Genomic DNA, 21854 nt, shown 5'->3' with positions numbered 1-21854 from the left:
GGTATCGCTAGAGAGCCGTTAAGGGGCCGTCAAGACCGACCTCGGCGACGAGCCCGGGCGCCCGCCGGCCGCGGGGACCGGGGCGCAGCGTCTGCGCAGGTGGGAGGCGGGGTCGGGCCGGAGTAAAGCCTTCCGGCCAACCGGAGCAGCCTGCCGCGCGACAGCGCCGGGAGCCCGTCAGCATGGGAACGCGCGCGTGCACGAATGATCGGGTTCCGTACGCTTGCCCAGCCGTCGCACCGATGGCCGGATCCAAGCCGTACGAAGGAGCACCCGCGATGGCCACCCCCACCCAGCCGAGCCGCCTCAGGGCATGGCTCCTGGAAGGCCTGACCGACCAGACGAAGCACAGGTCGGGGCATCGGCCGGAGGAGGCGCCGGGCGAGGGCGGAACGTCCGAGACCGCCGAACACGGGCGGCCGTGGTGGCGGGTGATGTGCCTGACCGGCCTCGACTACTTCTCGACCCTCGGCTACCAGCCGGGCATCGCTGCGCTCGCGGCCGGCCTGCTGTCACCGCTCGCGACGATCGTGCTGGTGGTGCTGACGCTGCTCGGGGCCCTGCCGGTCTACCGCCGGGTCGCGGAGGAGAGCCCGCACGGCGAGGGGTCCATCGCGATGCTGGAGCGGCTGCTGTCGTTCTGGAAGGGCAAGCTGTTCGTCCTGACCCTGCTGGGCTTCGCGGCGACCGACTTCCTCATCACGATCACCCTGTCGGCGGCCGACGCGACCGCGCACCTGGTCGAGAACCCGCATCTGACCAGTACCCTGAACGGCCACCAGGTCCTGATCACCCTGATCCTGATCGCCCTGCTGGGCGGCGTGTTCCTCAAGGGGTTCAGCGAGGCCATCGGGGTGGCCGTGGTCCTGGTCTTCTCGTACCTCGCGCTGAACGTCGTCGTCATCGGCGTCGGCCTGTGGCAGGTCATCAGCGAGCCCCACGTCATCACCGACTGGAAACAGGCGCTGCTGACCGAGCACGGCAACGTGTTCATGATGATCGCCATCGCGCTCGTGGTCTTCCCGAAGCTGGCGCTGGGTCTGTCCGGGTTCGAGACCGGTGTCGCGGTCATGCCGCACGTCCAGGGCTCCCCGGACGACACGGACGAGAAGCCAGCGGGCCGGATCCGGGGCACGAAGAAGCTGCTGACCACGGCCGCCGTGATCATGAGCGTCTTCCTCATCACCAGCAGCTTCGTCACCACCCTGCTGATCCCGCCCGCGGCGTTCCAGCCCGGCGGCGAGGCCAACGGCCGCGCGCTGGCCTACCTCGCCCACGAGTACCTCGGCTCCGCCTTCGGCACCGTCTACGACGTCTCGACCATCCTGATCCTCTGGTTCGCGGGCTCCTCGGCCATGGCCGGCCTGCTCAACCTGATGCCGCGCTACCTGCCCCGCTACGGCATGGCCCCGCACTGGGCCCGTGCCCTGCGGCCCATGGTCATCGTGTTCACCCTGATCGCCTTCCTGGTGACCTGGATCTTCGACGCCGACGTCGACGCGCAGGGGGGCGCGTACGCCACGGGTGTCCTCGTCCTGATCACCTCGGCGGCCGTCGCCGTGACCATCGCCGCCCGCCGGGCCGGGGAGCACGGCTGGACGATCGCGTTCGGCGTGATCTCCGCGGTGTTCGTCTACACCACCGCGGTCAACGTCGCCGAGCGCCCCGACGGCGTGAAGATCGGCGCCTGCTTCATCGCCGGCATCATGGCCCTCTCCCTCCTCTCCCGCCTCGCCCGCGTCTTCGAGCTGCGCGTCACGCACATCGAGTTCGACGACATGGCGCAGCGGTTCATCCGTGACACCGCCAACCGCACGATCCGGTTCATCGCGAACGAGCCCGACAACCGGGACTTCGAGGAGTACCGGCAGAAGAAGGCGCAGATCCGCGCGGACAACGACATCCCGGCCGAGGACGACGTCATGTTCGTCGAGGTCACCGTCCTGGACGCGTCCGAGTTCGAATCGGGCATGCGCGTGCGCGGCGAAGTCCTGCACGGCCGCTACCGCGTCCTGACCCTGGAGAGTTCCAGCATCCCCAACGCCCTCGCGGCCCTCCTCCTCCACGTACGCGACGAGACCGGCCAGCGGCCCCACATCTACTTCGAGTGGACCGAGGGCAACCCGATGGCCAACTTCCTCCGCTTCTTCCTCTTCGGCCAGGGCGAGGTCGCCCCCGTCACCCGCGAGGTCATCCGCGAGGCCGAACCCGACCGCAACCGCCGCCCCCACGTCCACGCCGGCTGACGCCGTCCGCCCGGGCCTGATCCACAGGACACCCCCAGCGGCATCAAGAACCCGTCATGGTCCGCGGCTTCCGCATCAGGAACCCGTCAGCGGGCCTACCCGGCTCCGCCCGCCCGGGGCTTGTATGGGCGGCGGCAGACCGGATGAAGGGTGGGCGCAGTGCGGCACAGAGTCGTGGTCGGTGTGAGCGGGAGCTCCGGCAGCCTGACGGCCCTGCACCGGGCCGCCGGCGAGGCCCGGGTACGGGGTTCGCAGCTGTGGGTGGTCCTGGCCTGGCAGGGTCCGGGCGGGGACGTCGGCAGCCGGGGACCGGCCGGCGCCGCGGTGCTGGCCGCCGCCCGGTCCGCGGCCGTGGAGCGGTTGCGGCTGGCCCTCGACACCGCCTTCGGCGCGGGCGGCCCGGGGGTGGTCCTCGAGGGCCACGCCGTACGGGCCACGGCCGGAGCGGCCCTCGTGGAGGCGGTGGACGACCCCGAGGACCTGCTCGTGGTGGGGGCGGGGGCACGCGGCCCGATACGCCGTCTGCTGCGGCCCTCGGTGGCCCGCTACTGCCTGGCGCACGCGCCCTGCCCCGTACTGACCGTGCCGCCGTCCCCGCTGCAGGCCGAAATCGACGCCGTCCACCGGCGCAACGTCTGGCGGCTGCCGCTGGACGCGCGCGAGCTCGCCGAATGACGGATCCTGCGGCGCGCCCCGCCGCAGGCCCGCGGGGAGCGGTCGGGCCCTACCCCGGCCAGGGTGCGAGCCCCCACTGCAGCGTGTGCCGAGCCCCCGGTTCGAGACGCACGCGCGCGGTGTCGCCGCGGAAGGCGTCGGGGCCGCAGCTCATCGGCTCCACGGCGACGCTGCGCCGCCGGTGCGGCTCGGGCAGGGTGTCCCCGGTGAACACCTGAACGAAGTCCGCCCCCTCACCGAGCCACAGATCGGTACCGTAGGCGCCGGACGGCTCGGCAAGACGTACGACGGCACGCCCGTCCGCCTCCCGCCGCAGGTCCGTGAAGGCCGTGTCCAGCCGCTGGGGGCCGATGGGCCGCGGCGCGCCGAAGTCGTTGGGCGTCCCCGAGACCGGCTCGGACGCGACGGGCAGGCCGCGGTCGTCGGTGCGCAGCCAGGTCCGGGCGGGAACGGTCAGCAGCACGCCGTCGACCGTGCGGGGCGCCACGGCCAGATACGGGTGCTGACCGACTCCGTACGGTGCGGGGGTGTCGCCGACGTTGTGCGCGGTGAGCGTGACCGTCATGCCGTGGCGGTCGAGTGCGTACTCCGCCCGCGCCAGCAGGTGGAAGGGGTAACCGGGCTGCGGCCAGAGCGTGGCCGCCAGCACCACGCGGCGCTCCGCCTGCTCCACCGCCTGCCACGACGTCCAGCGCAGCAGACCGTGGATGGCATTGGCGTGTTCGGTCTCGTTGAGGGGCAGCTGCAGTTCCCGGCCCTGCCACCGGTACCGGCCGTCTCCGATCCGGTTGGGCCACGGCATCAGGAGCTGTCCGCGTCCGCCCTCTATTAGGTCGTCGGCGTCGAATCCGTCGACGACCTGTCGCCCGCCGACGGCGTAGTGGCGCAGGGCTCCGCCCAACTCCACGACGACGACGGTCTGCTGACCACAGGTCAGCCGGTACTGGGCACCCGTCCGATGCATGGTCGCCATCCTCGCCGGTGGCGTTCGGGGATCGGGATCCCGCTCACCGGGTGGTTCCATTCCATCACCGCGCGGATGGCATCGCACCTCGGCCGGGCGCCCCCGACTGTGAACGCGCGTCCCGGCCTCCTCCCCCGCCGCCGTTGCGCCGTTCGGCGCGGGGAGAACACTCCATCGGGGCAGCGGCGGTCGTGCCACCGGGCCGTGGCCGTACGGAGGTGCTCTCGTTGTGGCGCGTACTTCGTGCCCCCGTCAGCACCCAGGGAGGGTTTCAGTGGAAGCCAGCGGCAGTGACCGTGGAACGCTGCTCGTTCCTCAGGTCCTCAAGGGGCAGAAGGCCTTGGTGACGGGGGCGAACTCCGGCATCGGCAAGGCCACCGCGATCGGCCTCGGACGGGCGGGCGCGGACGTGGTCGTGAACTACGTCTCCGGGCAGGAAGCCGCGCAGGAGGTGGTGCGGGAGATCGAGGGATTCGGGGTCCGCGCCTACGCGCACGAAGGCGACGTGTCGCAGGAGGACCAGGTCGTCGGCATGGTGGCCCGGATGGTCGAGGAGTTCGGGACCATCGACATCATGGTCGCCAACGCCGGTCTGCAGCGGGACGCCGCGGTCACCGACATGACCATGGCCCAGTGGAGCAAGGTACTGGACGTCAACCTCACCGGTCAGTTCCTGTGCGCCCGCGAGGCGACCAAGGAATTCCTGCGCCGCGGCGTCGTGCCGGAGGTGTCCCGTTCCGCGGGGAAGATCATTTGCATGAGCTCGGTGCACCAGATCATCCCCTGGGCCGGGCACGTGAACTACGCCTCCTCCAAGGGCGGCGTACAGATGCTCATGACCACGCTCGCGCAGGAGCTCGCCCCGCACCGGATCCGGGTGAACGCCGTCGCTCCGGGTGCGATCCGCACGCCCATCAACCAGAGCGCCTGGGACACCCCCGAGGCCGAGGCGGACCTGCTGACGCTCATCCCGTACCGCCGCGTCGGCGACCCGGAGGACATCGCGAACGCCGTGACCCTCCTCGCCTCCGACCTGCTCGACTACGTCGTGGGAACGACGATCTACGTGGACGGGGGCATGACCCTGTTTCCCGGGTTCGCGACCGGTGGCTGAGGCCCACAGCCCGTCAGCCGTCCGGCACGAACTGCTAAGGCTCACATGAACAGCGCGATCGCGATCATGGCGGACACCCCTCCGCAGCTGCTCCCTGCCCGCGAGCTCATGGCCTTCACCCTGGCCTCCCACATCCTGCTCGTGCCCTTCGGCGTGGCCCTGCCCGCCATCACCCTCCTGATGCACCACCGCGGGCTGCGCAAGGGCGACCCGGTCGCCCTGCTGCTCGCGCGGCGCTGGTCGGCGGTGATGGCCGTGCAGTTCGCGATCGGCATCGTCACCGGTACCGTGCTCTCCTTCGAGTTCGGCCTGCTGTGGCCGGGCCTGATGGGCCGCTGGGGCGACGTCTTCGGCCTCGGATTCGGGGTCGAGGCGTGGGCGTTCTTCCTCGAGGCGATCCTCATCGCCATCTACCTCTACGGCTGGCGACGGCTGAAGCCGTGGACGCATTTCTGGCTGGGTGTGCCCCTGCCGCTGACGGCGCTGATGGGGGCGTTCGGAATCATCGCCGCGAACTCCTGGATGAACACGCCGCGCGGCTTCTCGCTCGACGCGGACGGCAACCCCGTGGACGTCGACGTCCGAAAGGCGATCTTCACGCCGATGTTCGGCCCCGAGTACTGGCACTTCGTGGCAGGTGTCGTCCTCACTGCGGGCTACGTCGTGGCCGGGGTGTACGCGGTCGGCTGGCTGCGCGGCCGGCGCGACCACTACCACCGGCTCGGCTTCACCGTGCCGTTCACCGTCGCCGCGATCCTCACCCCCGTGCAGTTCATGCTCGGGGACTCGATCGCCCGTTCCGTCTTCCACAAGCAGCCGATCAAGTTCGCCGCCACCGAGCTCGTGTGGAAGACCGGCGACGACGTGCCGGAGTACCTGTTCGGGCGCATGCATCCCGACGGATCTATCTCCGGCGGGATCAAGATCCCACTCCTGGACTCGATCCTCGCCGGCTTCCGCCCGGACACCGTGGTGACGGGCCTGTCCTCGGTCCCCGCGAGCGACCGCCCGACGGCGACCCAGGCCACGATCGCCCACTGGGCGTTCGACATCATGGTGACGATCGGAAGCCTGCTCGTCCTGCTCGCGCTCTGGTACGGCTGGTGCTGGCTGCGCCGCCGCGACCTGCCGCGCTCACCGTGGTTCTTCCGGTGCGCGGCCGTGGCCGGGGTGGCCTGCCTGGTGACGGTGGAATGCGGCTGGATCACCACCGAGGTGGGTCGCCAGCCCTGGATCGTCTACGAGAACATGCGGGTGTCCGAAGCCGTCACGGACACCCGGGCCTCGTCGCTGTGGGCGATGCTCGGCATCGTCATCGTGGTCTACACGCTGATCCTCGGCACCTTCCTGGCCGTCCTGCTCAAAATGCGCACCCGCTGGCGGGCCGCCGATGAGCAGCAGGGCGACGCCCAGGCCGGCGGCACTCCGGAGGGCGACACCCCCTACGGGCCCCGCCGGGCGGCCGCAGCGGCCGCACCGGATCACGGCACGGCACGCGGTGACGGAGGAGGGCAATGATCCAGGACGTCGTGGCCTGGGTGCTGCTGGCCGCGGTCGCCGCCTACGCGTGCGCCGGCGGGACCGACTACGGAGCCGGGTTCTGGGATCTGTTCGCGGGCGGCTCCGAACGGGGCAAGCGGCCCCGGTGGCTGATCGACCACGCCATGGAGCCCGTCTGGGAGACGAACAACGTCTGGCTCATCTTCGTCCTGGTGATCATGTGGACGGGCTTTCCGGTCCTGTTCCAGACGATCTTCACGGCCATGTGGCTCCCGCTGGCGCTCGCGGCTGTCGGACTCGTCCTGCGCGGTGCGGGCTTCGCCCTGCGCAAGCCCATGACGCGCCTCTCGCGCCGCAGGATCTACGGCGCCGCCTTCGCCGTGTCCTCCCTCCTGACGCCCTTCTTCCTCGGAGCGGTGATCGGCGGCCTGGCCACGGGCCGGGTCGCGCCGGGCACGAAGGCGTCCGCCGACGCCTGGTCCAACGGGACCTCCGTGCTCGCCGGGCTCCTCACCGTCGCCGCGACCGCCTTCCTGGGCGCGGTGTTCCTCACCGCCGACGCGCGCCGTTTCGACGCCCCCGACCTCGTCCGCTACTTCCGGCTGCGGGCCTGGTGCAGCCTCGGGATCGTCGCCGTCCTGGCCGTCGTCGGCCTCGCCGTCACCCACCACGACGCGCGCTACGTCTACGACGGCCTCACCAGCGGCATCGGCCTGGCCCTCGTCCTGGTGGCCGTCGTCAGCGCCGTGGCCACCGCCGGACTGCTGTACCGCACGGCGACGGGCTGGGCGAGGATCACGGCCGTCGGCAGCGTCGCCCTCGTCGTGTTCGCCTGGGGGGTCGCCCAGCGGCCGTACCTCATCCCCACCTCGCTGACCGTGGACCAGGCGGCCGGAGCATCGACGACCCTGCGCTGGCTGCTCCTGGTCACGGTCATCGCGATGGTGCTCGTCGGACCGCCGCTGGTTCTGCTCTACCGGCTGGACACCGGCGGCGCCCTGCAGCCCCTCGCCGAGAACGACCTGCGGCGGACAGCCGTGAACCGGGATCCGGGCAGCGCGGGCAGCGCCCCGCCGTCCTGAACGTGCCCGGCGGACGGACGCGGTCGGCGGCGGCGATGCGTGAAGGGGGCGGTCCATGACGGGGGCCGGGCAGGGACCGGTCGTCGTGGTGGTGCTCGGCGTGTCGGGCGCCGGCAAGAGCACCGTCGGCCGGGCCTTGGCCGACGGGCTCGGGGTGCCGTACCTGGAGGGCGACGACGTCCACCCCGCCGCGAACGTCGCCAAGATGGCCGCCGGCCGCCCCCTGGACGACGCGGACCGCGCCCCGTGGCTGCGTACGCTCACGGACCGGATCCGGCAGTCCTCCCGGTCGGGCCGAGGGCTGGTCGTCTCCTGCTCGGCTCTCAAGCGCGCGTACCGCGACCAACTCCGCGGGGCCGCCCCGGGCGTCTGGTGCGTGTACCTGGCCGTGGATCGCGACACCGCCCGGGCCCGGGTCTCCCGGCGGACGGGCCACTTCATGCCCCTGCGCCTGGTCGACTCGCAGTTCGAGATCCTGGAACCGCTGGAACCGGACGAGCCCGGCATGACCGTCGACGCCGCCGGCGACCCCGAGGTCACCATGGCCCGGGCCCGTCGCGCCGTCGCGGGCTTCGGCCGGGGGCCGGCCCGCTGAGGGATCAGCCACCCAGGAGCACGGCGACGTCCCCGGGCCGCGGCTGCGGACCGCCTGCCCGGGTGACGGGCAGCAGCGTGCCGTCGGCGCGCACCAGGAACAGCAGATGGTGCCCGGCCGGGACGGGCCCGTCGAGGCGGCGCGTGACGAGGCGGGCGCCCCCGTCGTAGCGGCGGGACAGCTCCGCGCCGGTCAGCGCGGGATCGAAGAGCACCTGGCCGCCGGTGTACGGGGCGACGACGCCCGCGGTGTCGGTCGCCGGCCCCAGGCGGTACACCGGGCCCTCCACGCTGCCCTGGAGGTTCATGGAGGCCAGGGCGTTGAAGTCGCTCTCGTCGGTGAGGAGCAGGACGCCGGTGAGGCCCTCCAGCTCGGCGCCCGAGCCGGTGGCCGCGGCGAACAGCTCCCCGGGGGCGAGTTCGAGTCCGGCGGCCCTGATCCGGTCCCGCTGCGCGTCGTGCCCCGCCCACATGACGACCTCCAGCCCGGCCGACCGCAGGGCCAGTCCCAGATCGACCACCCAGGGATCACCGCCCACGAGCAGCGGCCGGGAGCGCGAGGGGCGCACGACGCCCCACCGTTTCGCGACCGGCCCGGCGGTGAGCCCGTAGAGCGTGACGGTCACCACGATCACCACGAACGTGGCGGGAAGGATCTTCGAGGCGCCGCCCACGCCCTCGTCGGCCAGCGTGGCCGAGAACGTCGAGGCGGTGGCCGCGGCCACGATGCCGCGCGGCGCCATCCACCCGAGGAAGCCCCGCTCCCCGCGCGTCAGATCCGTGCCGAGCGACGCGACGGCCGCCACGAGCGGCCGGGTCACCAGGACGAGGACCGCGACGAGACCGAGCGCCGGCAGGGCCACGTGGCGCAGCGAATGGGGGCTGACGGTGGCCGAGATGGAGATGAACAGGAGGCCGATGACCAGGTGCACCAGGGTCTCGAAGAAGGGATTGCGGGCGCCCGTGTCGGAGCCGGGCAGGTTCGCCACCGCCAGCCCCATCAGAACGGCGGCGATCAGACCCGTGTCGTCCCGGATCACGTTGCAGGCCGCCGCCACACCGATCACCGCGGCCAGCTGGACCGTGGTGCCCAGCACCGCGCCGGGGCGGAGCCTGCGCAGCAGCATCAGCACCACGGTCCCCGCGATGCCGCCGGCCAGGCCCACCACGACGCTGGTGGCGAACTCCAGCACCTTGCCGCCCAAGCCGCTGCCGTTCCCGGCCACCACGCCGTGGAGGACGAGGGCCGCCAGGATGGCTCCCACCGGGTCGATCAGCGTGCCCTCCCAGATGAGGATGTGCTGCAGCCGTTCGGTGGGACGTACGAATCCCAGCAGGGGTCCGACGACCGTGGGGCCGGACACGATCAGGATGACCCCGAGCATCACGGCCGCGCTGCCCGACATCCCCAGCAGCACGCCGGCGCACAGCGCCGTGGACCCTGCGGTGAGCAGCGCGCCGAGCCAGATCAGCCGCACCACGACCCGGCGGGTGTGCGCCCTGAACCGCTTCAGGTCCAGGCCGAGCCCGGCGTCGTAGAGGATCACCGCGACGGCCAGCGAGACCAGCGGGGAGAAGGCGGCTCCGAGCAGTTTCTCGGGGTTCACGTCTTCGGTCAGCGCGCCGGCGGCGAATCCGGCCGGCAGCAGGACGATCAGCGCGGGGATGCGCAGCCGGCTCGCCAGCAGCTGGGAGCCCACGGCCAGGACGACGATCAGTCCGAGGCCAGTGAACACCTGGTCCTGCGACAGGGCCGCGGCCGCGTTCACGCCGCGGTCCGCCGGTTCCGGTGCGCGCTGACGCGCCGCCACATCGCCCGCTGGACCTTGAGCGTCCCGGTTCCCACCAGGATCAGTACGACGATGTTGAGCAGCAGTTGGAGCAGGGATCCCACGGCCTCGTCCCAGCTGGCGTACGCGCACGAGACCCCGATGTCGGCCGCCGCCGGAATGGTGGTCACCGAGATGAAGACGCCGAGCAGTGCGCTGGTGCGGGATTCGGTCAGCGAGACGATGCCCACGATCCCGGCGAGCACGGCCACCACGACCGAGAAGAAATTGGGGGTGTTGATCAGGTTCGACACCGGCCTGATCCCGAGCTCGAAGGCCCTCGGCTGGAGGTCGAATGCGCGGACGAGCAGGCCGAACAGGAAGGTGGCGGCCACGGCCAGCGCGAAGCCCGCGACCAGCGCCGCGAGGCCCTGCCGGACGGGCGGCCGGGAACCGTGGTCGATGCCCAGGGCGACGCTGGTGACGGCCGCGTACTCCGGACCGACCACCATGGCCGCGACGATGAGGATCTGCGAGTTGGTGATGATGCCGACCGCACCGATGACACCGGCGATGACCATGAAGAGGTAGAAGCTCGGGGGGTAGCGCCCCGCTGCCCGGATCCGGGCCTCCACCTGCTCCCACACCGGCACGCGCAGCCGGGACCCGAGCACCGCGGCCCCCGCTCTGGCCGCGTGATCGGAGAAGGCCGTGTCGATCGGGTCGAGGACGATGGACCCCCGGCGTTCGAGTCCGAGGTCCCGCAGCCCGCGCAGCACCTCGTTGGCGACTCCGGTGAGGACATCGCACACGATGGCGTCGCCGTCGGGGTTCCGTACGCTGTCGGGCTGCAGGGAGAGGTTGAGGACGCACGGCTGGGCGCTCAGCAGGGTCATGACACGACCCGTGAGGTCCGGCGGGCTCACGGCGCGGACGTGCAGCATGTCCAAGCGAATCTCCGCGTGTGAGAGGGGTGCGCACGGGTGCGCCGGGCCCGGACAGGCCGCTCGTCCATTAACGCGGCGGCCCTGGGGCTCGGCAAATCGGATGCGGCCGGGCCACCGCTCGGCGCGCGCCGGCGGCGGGTGTGCCGGATGGTGAGGACATGGGTACGCCCGACGGGATGAGCGGGGCCGACTTCGGGTCGCTCTATCGTGAACTGCGCAATACGGCACCCGGTGGTGTCGCACCGCTGGGAGCCCTGGGCACCCTCACCCCCGCGCAGACGCTGGCGGCCGTCCGTGAAGTGCGCTCCGGCCGCTCGGTCTCGCTCGCCGCGCCCGTGCACACCCGCGAGGGACCGGACAACGCCGAACCGGCGGAGCACCGGCTCACCGCGCCCGCCGGCGGCGTCCCGGACCCGGGCGGCCTGCAGTTCGCCCGGGACCGCATCGCCATGAACATCCACGGCGACGTCGACAGCCACATCGACGCCCTCTGCCACGTCATCTACGGGGGCACCCTGCACGGCGGCGTTCCCGCCGCGGACGTGCTCTCCCCGGACGGGTCCGCGGCCCTGTCCATCGACCTGGCCCGCGACGGCATCGTGGGCCGGGGAGTGCTCCTGGACGTCCCGCGCCTGCACGGCGTCCCCTGGCTCGAGCCGGGATCGCACGTGAGCGCCGAGGACCTCGCCGCCGCCGAGGCGCAGCAGGGGGTGAGGGTCGGCAGGGGCGACATCCTGCTCGTACGCGTCGGGCACCAGCGGCGGCGTGCGCAGCTCGGCGCCTGGGACGCGGCCGGTGCGCGGGCCGGGCTCCACCCGACGGCCCTGCGCTTCCTGGCGGAGCGACAGGTGGCCGTACTCGGCAGTGACGGCAACAACGACACGGCTCCCAGTGCCGTGCCGAGCGTCGCGTTCCCGGTGCACGTACTCGCCGTCCACGCGATGGGGCTGCACCTGCTCGACTACCTGCAGTTCGAGGAGCTGGCCCCGCTCTGCGAACGGGAGGGCCGCTGGTCGTTCCTCTGCGTGATCGCACCGCTACGGCTGTCCTCGGCGACCGGCTCTCCCGTCAATCCGCTCGCGATCCTGTGACCGGCCGGGCGTCCCCGCGCTCCGGCCGGCCCGAGTCGCTGGGCATCCCCTCCGGAGCTACGTTGTAGATGCGATACGGACCCCAACTCACCCGATGGGAGCAGATCCTGCTCTGCGGAGGTGGCCTGCATGACCGAGGCGCGGGAGTACGACCTCATCATCATCGGCACGGGTGCCGGCGGCGGAACACTCGCCCACCGCCTGGCGCCCACCGGCAAGCGGATCCTCCTTCTCGAGCGCGGCGGCTACCTGCCGCGTGAACGCGACAACTGGGACTCGACCCAGGTCTTCGTCAAAGGGAAGTACCGCGCACCGGAGTTCTGGTACGACAAGCACGGAGACCGCTTCCCTCCCGAGGTGAACTACTACGTCGGCGGGAACACCAAGTTCTACGGCGCCGCGCTGTTCCGGATGCGCCCCGAGGACTTCGGCGAAATCCGCCACCATGGCGGCGTCTCTCCCGCCTGGCCGCTGAACTACGGGGACCTGGAGCCGTACTACACGCAGGCCGAGCACCTCTACCTCGTCCACGGGCGGCACGGCGAGGACCCCACCGAGGGGCCGGCGAGCGCCCAGTACGCGCATGCGCCCGTGGAACACGAGCCGCGCATCCAGCAGTTGAGCGACGATCTGGAGAAGCAGGGCCTGCACCCCTTCCATCTCCCGATCGGGGTGAACCTCGTCCAGGACGACCAGGGGCGGGCCGCGCACGGGAGCGCGTGCATCCGCTGCGACCGCGTCGACGGCTTCCCCTGCCTGGTCGGCGCGAAGTCGGACGCCCAGGTCATCTGCGTGGACCCGGCCCTGGAGCATTCCAACGTCGAGCTGATCACGCACGCCGACGTACGCCGGCTCGAGACGGACGCCACCGGGCGCAGTGTCACTTCGGTCGTGGCGGAACTGGAGGACGGCACCGTCCGGTTCTCCGCCGGCATCGTGGTGGTGGCCTGCGGAGCCGTCAACTCCGCCGTCCTGTTGCTGCGTTCCGCCGACGACCGGCACCCGCAGGGCCTGGCCAACAGCGCGGACGTGGTCGGCCGGCACTACATGCGGCACAACAACCTGGCCCTGATGGCGGTGTCCAAGGAGCCCAACGACACCAAGTTCCAGAAGACGCTGGCGCTGCACGACTGGTACCTGGGCAGCGACGACTGGGACTACCCTCTCGGCGGCATCCAGATGCTCGGCAAGTCCGACGCCGAGCAGATCCACGGCGAGGCACCCCGCTGGGCCGGTGCCGTCACCCCGGACATGCCGTTCGAGGTGCTCGCCCACCACGCCGTCGACTTCTGGCTGTGCGGCGAGGACCTGCCCGACCCCGCCAACCGCGTCACCCTCGACACGGACGGCAGGATCCACCTCGCCCTCGACGAGAAGAACAACATCGCCGGGCTGAAACGGCTGCGGCACAAACTGCAGGGCATGCTCGGCCACCTGGGCATGCAGGAGCACCATCTGCTGTCGCACAGCATCTACCTGCACAAGGGCATGCCCATCGGCGCCACGGCGCATCAGGCCGGCACCGTCCGCTTCGGCCGCGACCCGCAGACTTCCGCGCTCGACGTGAACTGCAAGGCCCACGACCTCGACAACCTCTACGTCGTCGACACGAGCTTCTTCCCGAGCATCGGCGCCGTCAATCCCTCGCTGACGGCCATCGCCAACGCCCTGCGCGTCGGAGACCACCTCGCGGAGCGCCTGCAGTGACCGGACCCGGGCGGACCACCGCTGAGGCGTACCGAGGAGGAGAACCATGGACCGCTACCCGCCCATCGCCGACCACGGACTCGTGGGGGACCTGCAGACCGCAGCTCTGGTGTCGTCCAGGGGAGTGATCGACTGGTTCGCAGCACCACGGTTCGACTCCCCCAGCGTCTTCGCCTCGCTGCTCGACCACGACGGGGGCGGACACTTCCTGCTCGCGCCGGAGAACGAGGAAGGGACGTGGAGACAGCTCTACTACCCGGACACCGCGATCGTGGTGACCCGGTTCATGTCCCCCGACGGGGTCGGCGAGACCGTCGACTACATGCCGGTCCTCCAGGGCCGCACCGCAACCGACCGGCACACCCTGGTGCGTGTGATCCGCGCGGTGCGCGGCACCGTGCGCTTCTCCCTCGAATGCCGACCCCGCTTCGACTACGCGCGGGCATCCCACCGACTCGACCTGGCCGACCGCACGGCGACCTTCCGGGCACCGGGGGCCACGGCGTTCCTGCAGGCCACGTTCCCGCTCGAACGCGACGGTCAGGACGTCCGGGCCTCCATCACGCTCACCGATGGTCAGGCGGAGGCAGCGGTGTTCACCACCGGCGGGGAGGGCAGCGCGGCGCCGCCGCCGCCGGAGCGCGAGAAGATCACCGATGAGCTCTGGGAGCAGGTCGACTACTGGCAGAAGTGGGTGCGCACGTCGCGCTACCACGGCCGCTGGGCGGAGATGGTGTACCGCTCGGCCATCACGCTCAAGCTGCTCACGTACGCTCCGACCGGCGCGCCGGTCGCCGCCGCCACCATGGGTCTTCCCGAGCAGGTCGGCGGCGAGCGCAACTGGGACTACCGCTACACCTGGGTGCGGGACGGCTCCCTGTCGGTACGGGCCCTGCTCGACCTCGGCTTCGTGGAGGAGGCGACCGCCTTCACCCACTGGCTGGGTGACCGCCTGCGCGCCCACGAGGGCCGGGACGGTGAGCCCCTCCAGATCATGTACCGGGTCGACGGTGACCCCAACCTGACCGAGGAGGTCCTCGAGCACTTCGAGGGCTACCGCGGCTCGTATCCCGTACGGGCTGGGAACGCGGCCATGGACCAGCTGCAGCTCGACATCTACGGCGAGGCCCTGTACGCCCTGTCCGAGGCCCGGGAGATCGTCGTGCAGGCCGACTACCGGGGATGGAAGGCCCTGTCGCGGGCCCTGGACTGGCTCGCCGACTCCTGGGACCGGCCCGACGAGGGCATCTGGGAGACCCGGGGAGGCCGCCAGGACTTCACCTACAGCCGCGTGATGTGCTGGGCCGCCTTCGACCGCGGGATCAAGCTCGCCACCGAGTTCAGCCGCCCGGCCGACACGGCCCTGTGGACCAAGGCCCGCGACGAGGTCCTCGAACAGGTCATGGAGCGCGGCTGGAGCGACACGGAGCGTTCCCTGGTCCAGCACTACGGCAGCCACGTCCTCGACGCCTCGCTGCTGCTGGTCCCCCGGGTCGGCTTCCTCGCGCCGAGGAGCCCGACCTGGCTGTCCACCCTCGACGCCATGGACCGGGTCCTGGTGTCCGACAGCCTCGTCTACCGCTACGACCCCGCGGCCTCCCCCGACGGGCTCCGCGGCTCGGAGGGAACGTTCAGCCTCTGTACGTTCCTCTACGTGGACGCCCTCGCCCGCGCGGGACGGCTGCCGCAGGCCCGCTACACCTTCGAGAAGATGCACACGTACGCCAACCACGTCGGCCTGTTCGCCGAGGAGATCGGCCCCAGCGGCGAGCAACTCGGCAACTTCCCCCAGGCCTTCACCCACCTGTCGCTCATCATGGCCGCGACCACCCTGAACGAAGCGCTCGACGCCATCCAGCGCTGAACCCGCAGCCGTCGTCTCCGCCGCGGCGCCCTGGTCCCGGGCTACCGGCTGCCCTACCGTCACCATCGGGCCCACCGCCCCGGGCTCACCGGCCGACCCGATCAGGAGACAACCATGCGGATGCTGATCAACAGCCCCGAGACCGTCGTCGCCGATGCGCTGCAGGGGATGGCGGCTGCGCATCCCGAGCTGGACGTCGACGTCGAGCGGCGGGTCGTCGTACGGCGGGACGCGCGGGACGGGGGCAGGGTCGGGCTGGTGTCCGGGGGCGGCTCCGGACACGAGCCGCTGCACGCCGGGTTCGTGGGGTACGGGATGCTGTCGGCCGCGTGCCCGGGCGAGGTGTTCACCTCTCCGGTGCCCGACCAGATGCTGCGGGCGGCCGCGGCAGTGGACTGCGGGCAGGGGGTGCTGTTCGTCGTCAAGAACTACACCGGGGACGTGCTGAACTTCGAGATGGCCGCCGAACTCGCCGAGGAGGACGGCCTGCGGGTCGAGCGCGTCCTCGTGAACGACGACGTGGCCGTCACCGACAGCCTGTACACGGCGGGGCGGCGCGGCACCGGGGCGACCCTGTTCGTCGAGAAGATCGCCGGCGCCGCCGCCGAGGAGGGCGCGCCGCTGGAGCGGGTCGCGGCGCTCGCCCGGCAGGTGAACGCGTCCTCGCGCAGCTTCGGGGTGGCGCTCAGCGCGTGCACGACCCCGGCGAAGGGCAGTCCGACGTTCGAGCTGCCCGACGGAGAACTGGAGCTGGGCATCGGCATCCACGGTGAGCCGGGCCGCGAACGGCGGGCCATGATGCCGGCCCGGGAGATCGCGGAGACCGCGGTGGGCGCCGTACTGGAGGAGCTGGCGCAGGTGGGTCCGGCGGACGGGCCGGTGCTGGCGCTGGTCAACGGCATGGGGGCGACGCCGCTGCTGGAGCTGTACGGGTTCCACGCGGAGGTGGCCCGGGTGTTGGCGGAGCGCGGGGTGACCGTGGCGCGGACACTGGTCGGGAACTACGTCACCTCGCTGGACATGGCGGGGTGTTCGGTGACGCTGTGCCGCGCGGACGAGGAACTGCTGCGGCTGTGGGACGCGCCGGTGCGGACGGCGGCGTTGCGCTGGGGCTGCTGAGAAGGTGGGCGCACGAGGTGCGGACAAGGCTGAGGAGACGCAATTGCGTGACGCAGGTTTCTTCCGGAGCTGGATGACGGCCGCCTGGGCCGTGGTGGAACGCGAGGCGGACCGGCTGACCGAGCTCGACTCCCCCATCGGGGACGCCGACCACGGGAGCAATCTGCTGCGCGGCTTCACCGCGGTACGCGCGGCCCTGGAGGCGGAACCGGCCGCAACGCCGGGGGCGGTGCTGCAACAGGCGGGGCGGACGCTGATCTCGACGGTCGGCGGCGCGTCGGGCCCGCTGTACGGGACGCTGTTGCGGCGCACGGGCAAGGACCTCGGGGAGGCCGCCGAGGTCTCCGACGAGGAGGTGCGCAAGGCCCTGTACGCGGGGGTGGGCGCGGTGGCCCAGCTGGGCGGTGCGGCACCGGGCGACAAGACGATGCTGGACGCGCTGGTGCCGGGCGTGGCGGCGCTGGGCACCTCGTACCGGGCGGCGGCGGAGGCTGCGGAGGAAGGCGCCCGGGCGACGGTGCCGATGCTGGCCCGCAAGGGGCGGGCCAGCTACCTGGGCGAGCGGAGCGTCGGGCACCAGGACCCGGGGGCGACCTCGGCGGCCCTGCTGATGGCGGCTCTCGCGGACACGGCCGATGCGGCGGATGCGGCGGACTCCGCATGAGCGCGCCGGCGGTGGTCGGGATCGTGCTGGTGTCGCACAGCGCGCTGGTCGCTGAGTCCGTGGCGGACCTGGCGCGGGGCCTGGCGGCGGGCGGGCCGGTCGTCCCGGTGGCGGCGGCGGGCGGCACGGCGGACGGCGGCCTGGGCACGAGCGCGGAGCGCGTCCTGGCGGCCGCGCAGGAGGTGGACCGGGGGGCGGGGGTCGCGCTGCTGGCGGACCTGGGCAGCTCGGTGCTGACGGTGAAGGCGCTGCTGGTGGAGGACGAACTGCCGCCGGGGGCCCGGCTGCTGGACGCGCCGTTCCTGGAGGGCGCGGTGGCGGCGGTGGTCGCCGCCTCCGCGGGCGCCCCCCTGGACGCCGTGGCCGCGGCCGCGGAGGAGGCCTACACCTACCGCAAGGCCTGACCGGCGGGCGGGCCCGTCAGCGGCCGCGGAGGGATTCGATCTCTCGGCGGTCGCGCTTCGTCGGGCGGCCCGTGCCGCGGTCGCGGACGCCGACCACCTCGGCCTCGATGCGCGTCGGCGCCGGCGGGCTGTTGTCGACGAAGCATTCCGCGGCCACCGGCGCGCCGACCCGCTTGGTCACCGGCCGCTTCACCACGACGATGCGCTCACGCCCCGCATGGAACAGCCGCACCTCGTCCCCCGCCCGCACCGCCTGCGCCGGCTTCGCGCGCTCGCCGTTGACCTTCACATGGCCCGCCCTGCAGGCGGTCGCCGCGACCGAGCGGGTCTTCGTCAGGCGGACCGACCAGATCCAGGCGTCCACCCGCGCCGTTCCCGTTTCCGCGCCCGTTCCCGTTGCTTCATCAGCCATGCCACGACTTTAGCGAGCGGGCCCGGCCGAAACGGAATGGATTTTGGCAGATTCACCAAGAGGCTTGGCATCTGCCATGTACATCATCCCAATGGAATTGCAAATGCGGGACACGTGCCCCTACCTTGTCGCACATGCAGTCCTACACCATCGGACAGGCGGCGCGTCTGCTGGGCGTCAGCCCGGACACCGCCCGCCGCTGGGCCGACGCCGGCCGGGTCGCGACCCATCGCGACGACGCCGGCCGGCGACTGATCGACGGCCGCGACCTGGCCGCCTTCTCCGTAGAGGTGGGACAGGGCGCCCACACCGAGGACGACGAGCCGTACACCTCGGCCCGCAACGCCTTTCCCGGCATCGTCACCGCAGTGAAGCTCGGAGACGTGGCCGCCCAGGTCGAGATCCAGGCAGGTCCCCACCGCCTGGTCTCCCTCCTCACCCGTGAGGCCGTCGAGGAGCTCGGACTGGAGGTCGGCATGCAGGCCACCGCCCGCGTGAAGTCCACCAGTGTGCACATCGACCGCACCTGACCGTCCAGCACCAGCACGCGTCCCCACCCGCTCCGCCCGTCACCGGCGCGGGTCACCACCGCGCGGTCCCGGCACCCGGCCGGCCGCCGACCCGACCGAGGAGCACCAGCTCATGTCCCCGATCCTGAACCGCCGCAGCGCCGTCGCCGCCGCCCTGACCGCCGCCCTCCTCGTACCCGCACTGTCCGCCTGCGGCAGCAGCGACAAGAAGGCGGCCGCCGACACCGGGGCTTCCGCCTCGGCCTCCGCCTCCGCCGAGGCCAAGGCCGCGAACCTCACCGTCCTCGCCGCCTCCTCCCTCACCGACGTCTTCAAGACCGCGGGTGCCGCGTACGAGAAGGCGCACCCGGGCACGAAGATCACCTTCTCCTTCGCCGGCTCCCAGGAGCTCGCCGCCCAGGTGAAGCAGGGAGCCCCGGCCGACGCACTGGTCACCGCCGACACCAAGACGATGGACGGCCTCAAGGCCGAGACCAACGACGCGTCGATCATCGCCAAGAACCGCCTGGTCATCGCGGCCGGCAAGGGCAACCCCTTCAAGGTCGACGAGTTGAAGGACCTGGCCGACAGCAAGATCAAGGTCGTGCTCGCCGCGCCCGAGGTCCCGGTCGGCCGCTACAGCAAGCAGATCCTCGACGCCCAGAAGATCGAGGTGAAGCCGGTCTCCCAGGAGCCCAACGTGCGCGCCGTGCTGAGCAAGGTCGAGCTCGGCGAGGCCGACGCCGGCCTCGTCTACAAGACCGACACCATCAAGTCCGGTGACAAGGTCTCCGTCGTGGACATCCCGGACGCCGAGAACGCCGTGGCCTCCTACCCGGCCGCCACCCTCAAGGCGTCCAAGAACGCCGAGGCCGCCGCCGCGTTCGTGGCCTGGCTGAGCACCCCCGAGGCACAGAAGATCCTCCAGGACGCGGGCTTCCAGAAGGTGTAACCGGCACCGCAGCAGCGGAAGCAGCCGCAACCGCAACCGCAAATGATCGAAAGGGACTGCCTGGTCCGAGGGGGGACAGGCGGTCCCTTTCGGCGTGTCGCCCGCCAGGCCCCCCGCACCCGTCCCCCGTAGGCTCCAGCCAGGAATCCACATGAGCAGACACCGCACCCGCACCCGGCCCCCCGTGACCCTGGCGCTCCCCGCGCTGCTCGCCGTCGCGTTCCTGCTGCTGCCCCTCATCGGCATCCTCACCCGCACCGAGTGGAGCGAACTCGGCGCCCACCTCACCAGCCCCGGCGTGGTCGAGGCCCTTCGCCTCTCGCTGTTCGTGTCCCTGTGGGCCCTCGGTCTCTCACTGCTCCTCGGCGTGCCGCTCGCCTGGCTGCTGGCCCGTGTCCCGTTCAAGGGCAAGGCCTTCGTCCGCTCGCTGGTGCTGCTCCCGATGGTGCTGCCGCCCACCGTCGGCGGTGTGGCGCTGCTGCTGGGCTTCGGCCGGCGCGGACTGCTCGGGCCCTGGCTCGAGGGCACGTTCGGCATCACGCTGCCCTTCCACACGTCAGGCGCCGTCGTGGCGGCCACCTTCGTCGCCATGCCGTTCCTCGTGATCAGCCTGGAGGGTGCGCTCGGCGGGCTCAAGCAGAGCTACGAGGAGACCGCCGCCTCCCTCGGCGCCCCGCCGGTGCGGGTTTTCTTCACCGTGACGCTGCCGATGGTGGCGCCCGGCCTGATCGCGGGCGCCGCACTCACCTGGGCCCGTGCGCTGGGCGAGTTCGGCGCGACCATCACCTTCGCCGGCAACCTGCCCGGCACCACCCAGACGCTGCCGCTCCAGGTCTACCTGCTGCTCCAGGACCAGCCCGAAGCCGCCACCTCCGTGTCCCTGCTGCTGCTCGTGATCGCCATGGCGGTACTGATCGCCCTGCGCGGCCGCTGGACCGGCACGCCGGTCGCCCGCACACCCGCCGAGGCTCCGCAGCCGCCGGAGGAGGCGGCGGCCGCGGCCCCCGAAGCCGAGCGGACGCCGACAGCCCCGGCACCACCGGCCGGCCCGGCCCCCGGGAAGCCCGCCGCCGGCGACCTGGCCGCCGGCCTGTCCGGCGGCCCGGGCGGCGACGGCCGCTGGCCCCTGCACGCCGTCGTCACCGGTTTCAACGAGCTCACCCTCGACGCCGAACCCGGTACCACCATCGCCGTCGTCGGCGAGAACGGCGCGGGCAAGACCACCCTGCTGCGCGCCCTCCTCGGCCTCACCCCGCGCGCCCACGCCGAACTCCGGCTCGGCGACACCGACGTCACCGCACTGGCCCCGCACCGGCGCCAGGTGGCCTGGGTCCCGCAGGACGGCGCGCTGTTCCCGCACCTGAGCGCACTGGCCAACACCGCGTACGGACTGCGCGCCCGCCGGGTGCCGCGCGCCGAGGCCCGCCGCGAGGCGCAGCAGTGGCTGGACCGGCTCGGCGTCGGCCACCTCGCCCACCGCAAGCCCGCCCAGCTGTCAGGAGGGCAGGCCCAGCGCGTCGCCCTGGCCCGCGCCCTGGCCGCCCGGCCCCGCCTGCTGCTCCTCGACGAGCCGCTCGCCGCCCTCGACCAGACCACCCGGGCCCGCGTACGGCACACCCTGCGCACGCACCTGGCCGGCTTCGGCGGGGTCTGCCTCATCGTCACGCACGACCCCGTCGAGGCGGTGTCGCTGGCCGACCGGGTCCTCGTACTCGCCGACGGGCGCACCCTCCAGGACGCCCCGCCCTCCGAGGTCACCCGCCACCCGCGCTCCCCCTGGGTCGCGCGGATGCTCGGCCGCAACGCCTGGCCCGGCACCGCGTCGGCCGACGGCCTCGTCCTCGCCGCCGGGGGCCGGCTGGTGGTGGCGGAGGCGCTGCCCGAGGGGTCCCCGGCACTGGCGATCATCGGCCCCGAGGCGGTGTCCGTGCACCGCGACCGCCCGGCGGGCAGTCCCCGCAACGTCTGGCAGGGCTCCGTACGGGAGATCACCGCGGTCGGCAGCCGGCTGCGCGTGCTCGTCGGCTCGGCCGAAGCCCCCGACCTGGTCGCGGAGATCACCCCGGAGGCCGCGGCCGAACTGGGTCTGGTCGACGGCTCGCAGGTGTGGACCAGCGTGAAGGCGACCGAGGTCACGCTGGTACAGCTCTAGTGTCCTGAGTCTGAGGTTGGTCGTTAGTTCGGTATGAGTCGTCCGGGTCCGAAGATTCCGCCGTTGTCGGTCACTGATGCCCAGCGGGC

General features: G+C 72.1%; 19 protein-coding genes. 15 read left to right on the top strand and 4 right to left on the bottom strand.

Annotated features, from left to right (window positions below; all coding sequences use genetic code 11):
• Positions 1 to 278: 278 nt before the first annotated feature.
• Entirely contained in the window at positions 279 to 2246 is a 1968-nt protein-coding gene (locus tag ACFYXK_RS32545) for an amino acid transporter (protein WP_389414417.1), read from the top strand.
• A gap of 159 nt (positions 2247 to 2405) precedes the next feature.
• Positions 2406 to 2921: a universal stress protein gene (locus tag ACFYXK_RS32540; protein ID WP_389414416.1), complete on the top strand. Its 516-nt coding sequence runs from the start codon at positions 2406 to 2408 to the stop codon at positions 2919 to 2921.
• A 49-nt stretch (positions 2922 to 2970) separates the two neighbouring features.
• On the opposite strand, the gene ACFYXK_RS32535 is transcribed toward ACFYXK_RS32540, so the two are convergent.
• Complete coding sequence (locus ACFYXK_RS32535) at positions 2971 to 3885, bottom strand: aldose 1-epimerase family protein (protein ID WP_389414415.1); 915 nt, start codon at positions 3883 to 3885, stop codon at positions 2971 to 2973.
• Between the two features lie 274 nt (positions 3886 to 4159).
• On the opposite strand from ACFYXK_RS32535, the gene ACFYXK_RS32530 reads away from it, so the two are divergent.
• From ACFYXK_RS32530 to ACFYXK_RS32515, 4 genes are read left to right on the top strand one after another with little or no spacing between them, the layout of a single operon-like run.
• Positions 4160 to 4999 carry an SDR family oxidoreductase gene (locus ACFYXK_RS32530; protein WP_389414414.1) on the top strand — a complete coding sequence of 280 codons (840 nt, stop codon included), beginning with the start codon at positions 4160 to 4162 and terminating at the stop codon, positions 4997 to 4999.
• 45 nt (positions 5000 to 5044) lie between these two features.
• The gene (locus tag ACFYXK_RS32525; protein ID WP_389414413.1) at positions 5045 to 6517 is read left to right on the top strand and encodes a cytochrome ubiquinol oxidase subunit I; all 1473 of its coding nucleotides are present in this window, start codon (positions 5045 to 5047) and stop codon (positions 6515 to 6517) included.
• On the top strand, positions 6514 to 7581 hold the full coding sequence (locus ACFYXK_RS32520) for a cytochrome d ubiquinol oxidase subunit II (protein WP_389414412.1): 1068 nt from the start codon (positions 6514 to 6516) through the stop codon (positions 7579 to 7581). Before ACFYXK_RS32525 ends, ACFYXK_RS32520 begins: the two co-directional genes overlap by 4 nt.
• Positions 7582 to 7636: 55 nt before the next feature.
• Positions 7637 to 8176 carry a gluconokinase gene (locus tag ACFYXK_RS32515; protein ID WP_389414411.1) on the top strand — a complete coding sequence of 180 codons (540 nt, stop codon included), beginning with the start codon at positions 7637 to 7639 and terminating at the stop codon, positions 8174 to 8176.
• 4 nt (positions 8177 to 8180) lie between these two features.
• Here the strand turns inward: ACFYXK_RS32515 and ACFYXK_RS32510 are convergent, their stop codons facing one another.
• Both ACFYXK_RS32510 and ACFYXK_RS32505 read right to left on the bottom strand, forming a co-directional pair.
• Positions 8181 to 9926, bottom strand: a complete 1746-nt coding sequence (locus ACFYXK_RS32510) for a cation:proton antiporter (protein ID WP_389414454.1) — start codon at positions 9924 to 9926, stop codon at positions 8181 to 8183.
• A 14-nt stretch (positions 9927 to 9940) separates the two neighbouring features.
• Positions 9941 to 10894, bottom strand: a complete 954-nt coding sequence (locus tag ACFYXK_RS32505) for a DUF389 domain-containing protein (RefSeq protein WP_389414410.1) — start codon at positions 10892 to 10894, stop codon at positions 9941 to 9943.
• Positions 10895 to 11049: 155 nt separating this feature from the next.
• On the opposite strand from ACFYXK_RS32505, the gene ACFYXK_RS32500 reads away from it, so the two are divergent.
• The 6 genes from ACFYXK_RS32500 to ACFYXK_RS32475 all read left to right on the top strand — a co-directional run bounded on the left by ACFYXK_RS32500 (position 11050) and on the right by ACFYXK_RS32475 (position 17740).
• Positions 11050 to 11982, top strand: a complete 933-nt coding sequence (locus ACFYXK_RS32500; protein WP_389414409.1) for a cyclase family protein — start codon at positions 11050 to 11052, stop codon at positions 11980 to 11982.
• A 129-nt stretch (positions 11983 to 12111) separates the two neighbouring features.
• Positions 12112 to 13689 carry a GMC oxidoreductase gene (locus ACFYXK_RS32495; protein ID WP_389414408.1) on the top strand — a complete coding sequence of 526 codons (1578 nt, stop codon included), beginning with the start codon at positions 12112 to 12114 and terminating at the stop codon, positions 13687 to 13689.
• Positions 13690 to 13735: 46 nt separating this feature from the next.
• Complete coding sequence (locus ACFYXK_RS32490; RefSeq protein WP_389414407.1) at positions 13736 to 15553, top strand: glycoside hydrolase family 15 protein; 1818 nt, start codon at positions 13736 to 13738, stop codon at positions 15551 to 15553.
• A 114-nt stretch (positions 15554 to 15667) separates the two neighbouring features.
• Positions 15668 to 16672 (top strand): dihydroxyacetone kinase subunit DhaK, encoded by a 1005-nt coding sequence (gene dhaK / locus ACFYXK_RS32485; RefSeq protein WP_389414406.1) that lies wholly within the window; start codon positions 15668 to 15670, stop codon positions 16670 to 16672.
• 43 nt (positions 16673 to 16715) lie between these two features.
• Positions 16716 to 17336 carry a dihydroxyacetone kinase subunit DhaL gene (gene dhaL / locus ACFYXK_RS32480; RefSeq protein WP_389414405.1) on the top strand — a complete coding sequence of 207 codons (621 nt, stop codon included), beginning with the start codon at positions 16716 to 16718 and terminating at the stop codon, positions 17334 to 17336.
• Positions 17333 to 17740, top strand: a complete 408-nt coding sequence (locus ACFYXK_RS32475; protein WP_383511095.1) for a PTS-dependent dihydroxyacetone kinase phosphotransferase subunit DhaM — start codon at positions 17333 to 17335, stop codon at positions 17738 to 17740. Before dhaL ends, ACFYXK_RS32475 begins: the two co-directional genes overlap by 4 nt.
• Positions 17741 to 17756: 16 nt before the next feature.
• Here the strand turns inward: ACFYXK_RS32475 and ACFYXK_RS32470 are convergent, their stop codons facing one another.
• Positions 17757 to 18152, bottom strand: coding sequence for an RNA-binding S4 domain-containing protein (locus tag ACFYXK_RS32470; RefSeq protein ID WP_389414404.1), 396 nt, complete (start codon positions 18150 to 18152; stop codon positions 17757 to 17759).
• 134 nt (positions 18153 to 18286) lie between these two features.
• Between ACFYXK_RS32470 and ACFYXK_RS32465 the strand changes: the two genes are divergently transcribed.
• From ACFYXK_RS32465 to ACFYXK_RS32455, 3 genes are all read left to right on the top strand, one after another.
• On the top strand, positions 18287 to 18682 hold the full coding sequence (locus tag ACFYXK_RS32465; protein ID WP_266631845.1) for a molybdopterin-binding protein: 396 nt from the start codon (positions 18287 to 18289) through the stop codon (positions 18680 to 18682).
• A 112-nt stretch (positions 18683 to 18794) separates the two neighbouring features.
• Positions 18795 to 19613, top strand: coding sequence for a molybdate ABC transporter substrate-binding protein (modA, locus tag ACFYXK_RS32460; RefSeq protein WP_389414403.1), 819 nt, complete (start codon positions 18795 to 18797; stop codon positions 19611 to 19613).
• A 151-nt stretch (positions 19614 to 19764) separates the two neighbouring features.
• Positions 19765 to 21765 (top strand): ABC transporter permease, encoded by a 2001-nt coding sequence (locus ACFYXK_RS32455; RefSeq protein ID WP_389414402.1) that lies wholly within the window; start codon positions 19765 to 19767, stop codon positions 21763 to 21765.
• Positions 21766 to 21854: the final 89 nt, after the last annotated feature.

The organism is Streptomyces sp. NPDC002209 (assembly GCF_042890265.1).
GTDB lineage: Bacteria > Actinomycetota > Actinomycetes > Streptomycetales > Streptomycetaceae > Streptomyces.
This window is presented reverse-complemented; position numbering and strand designations above follow the sequence as displayed.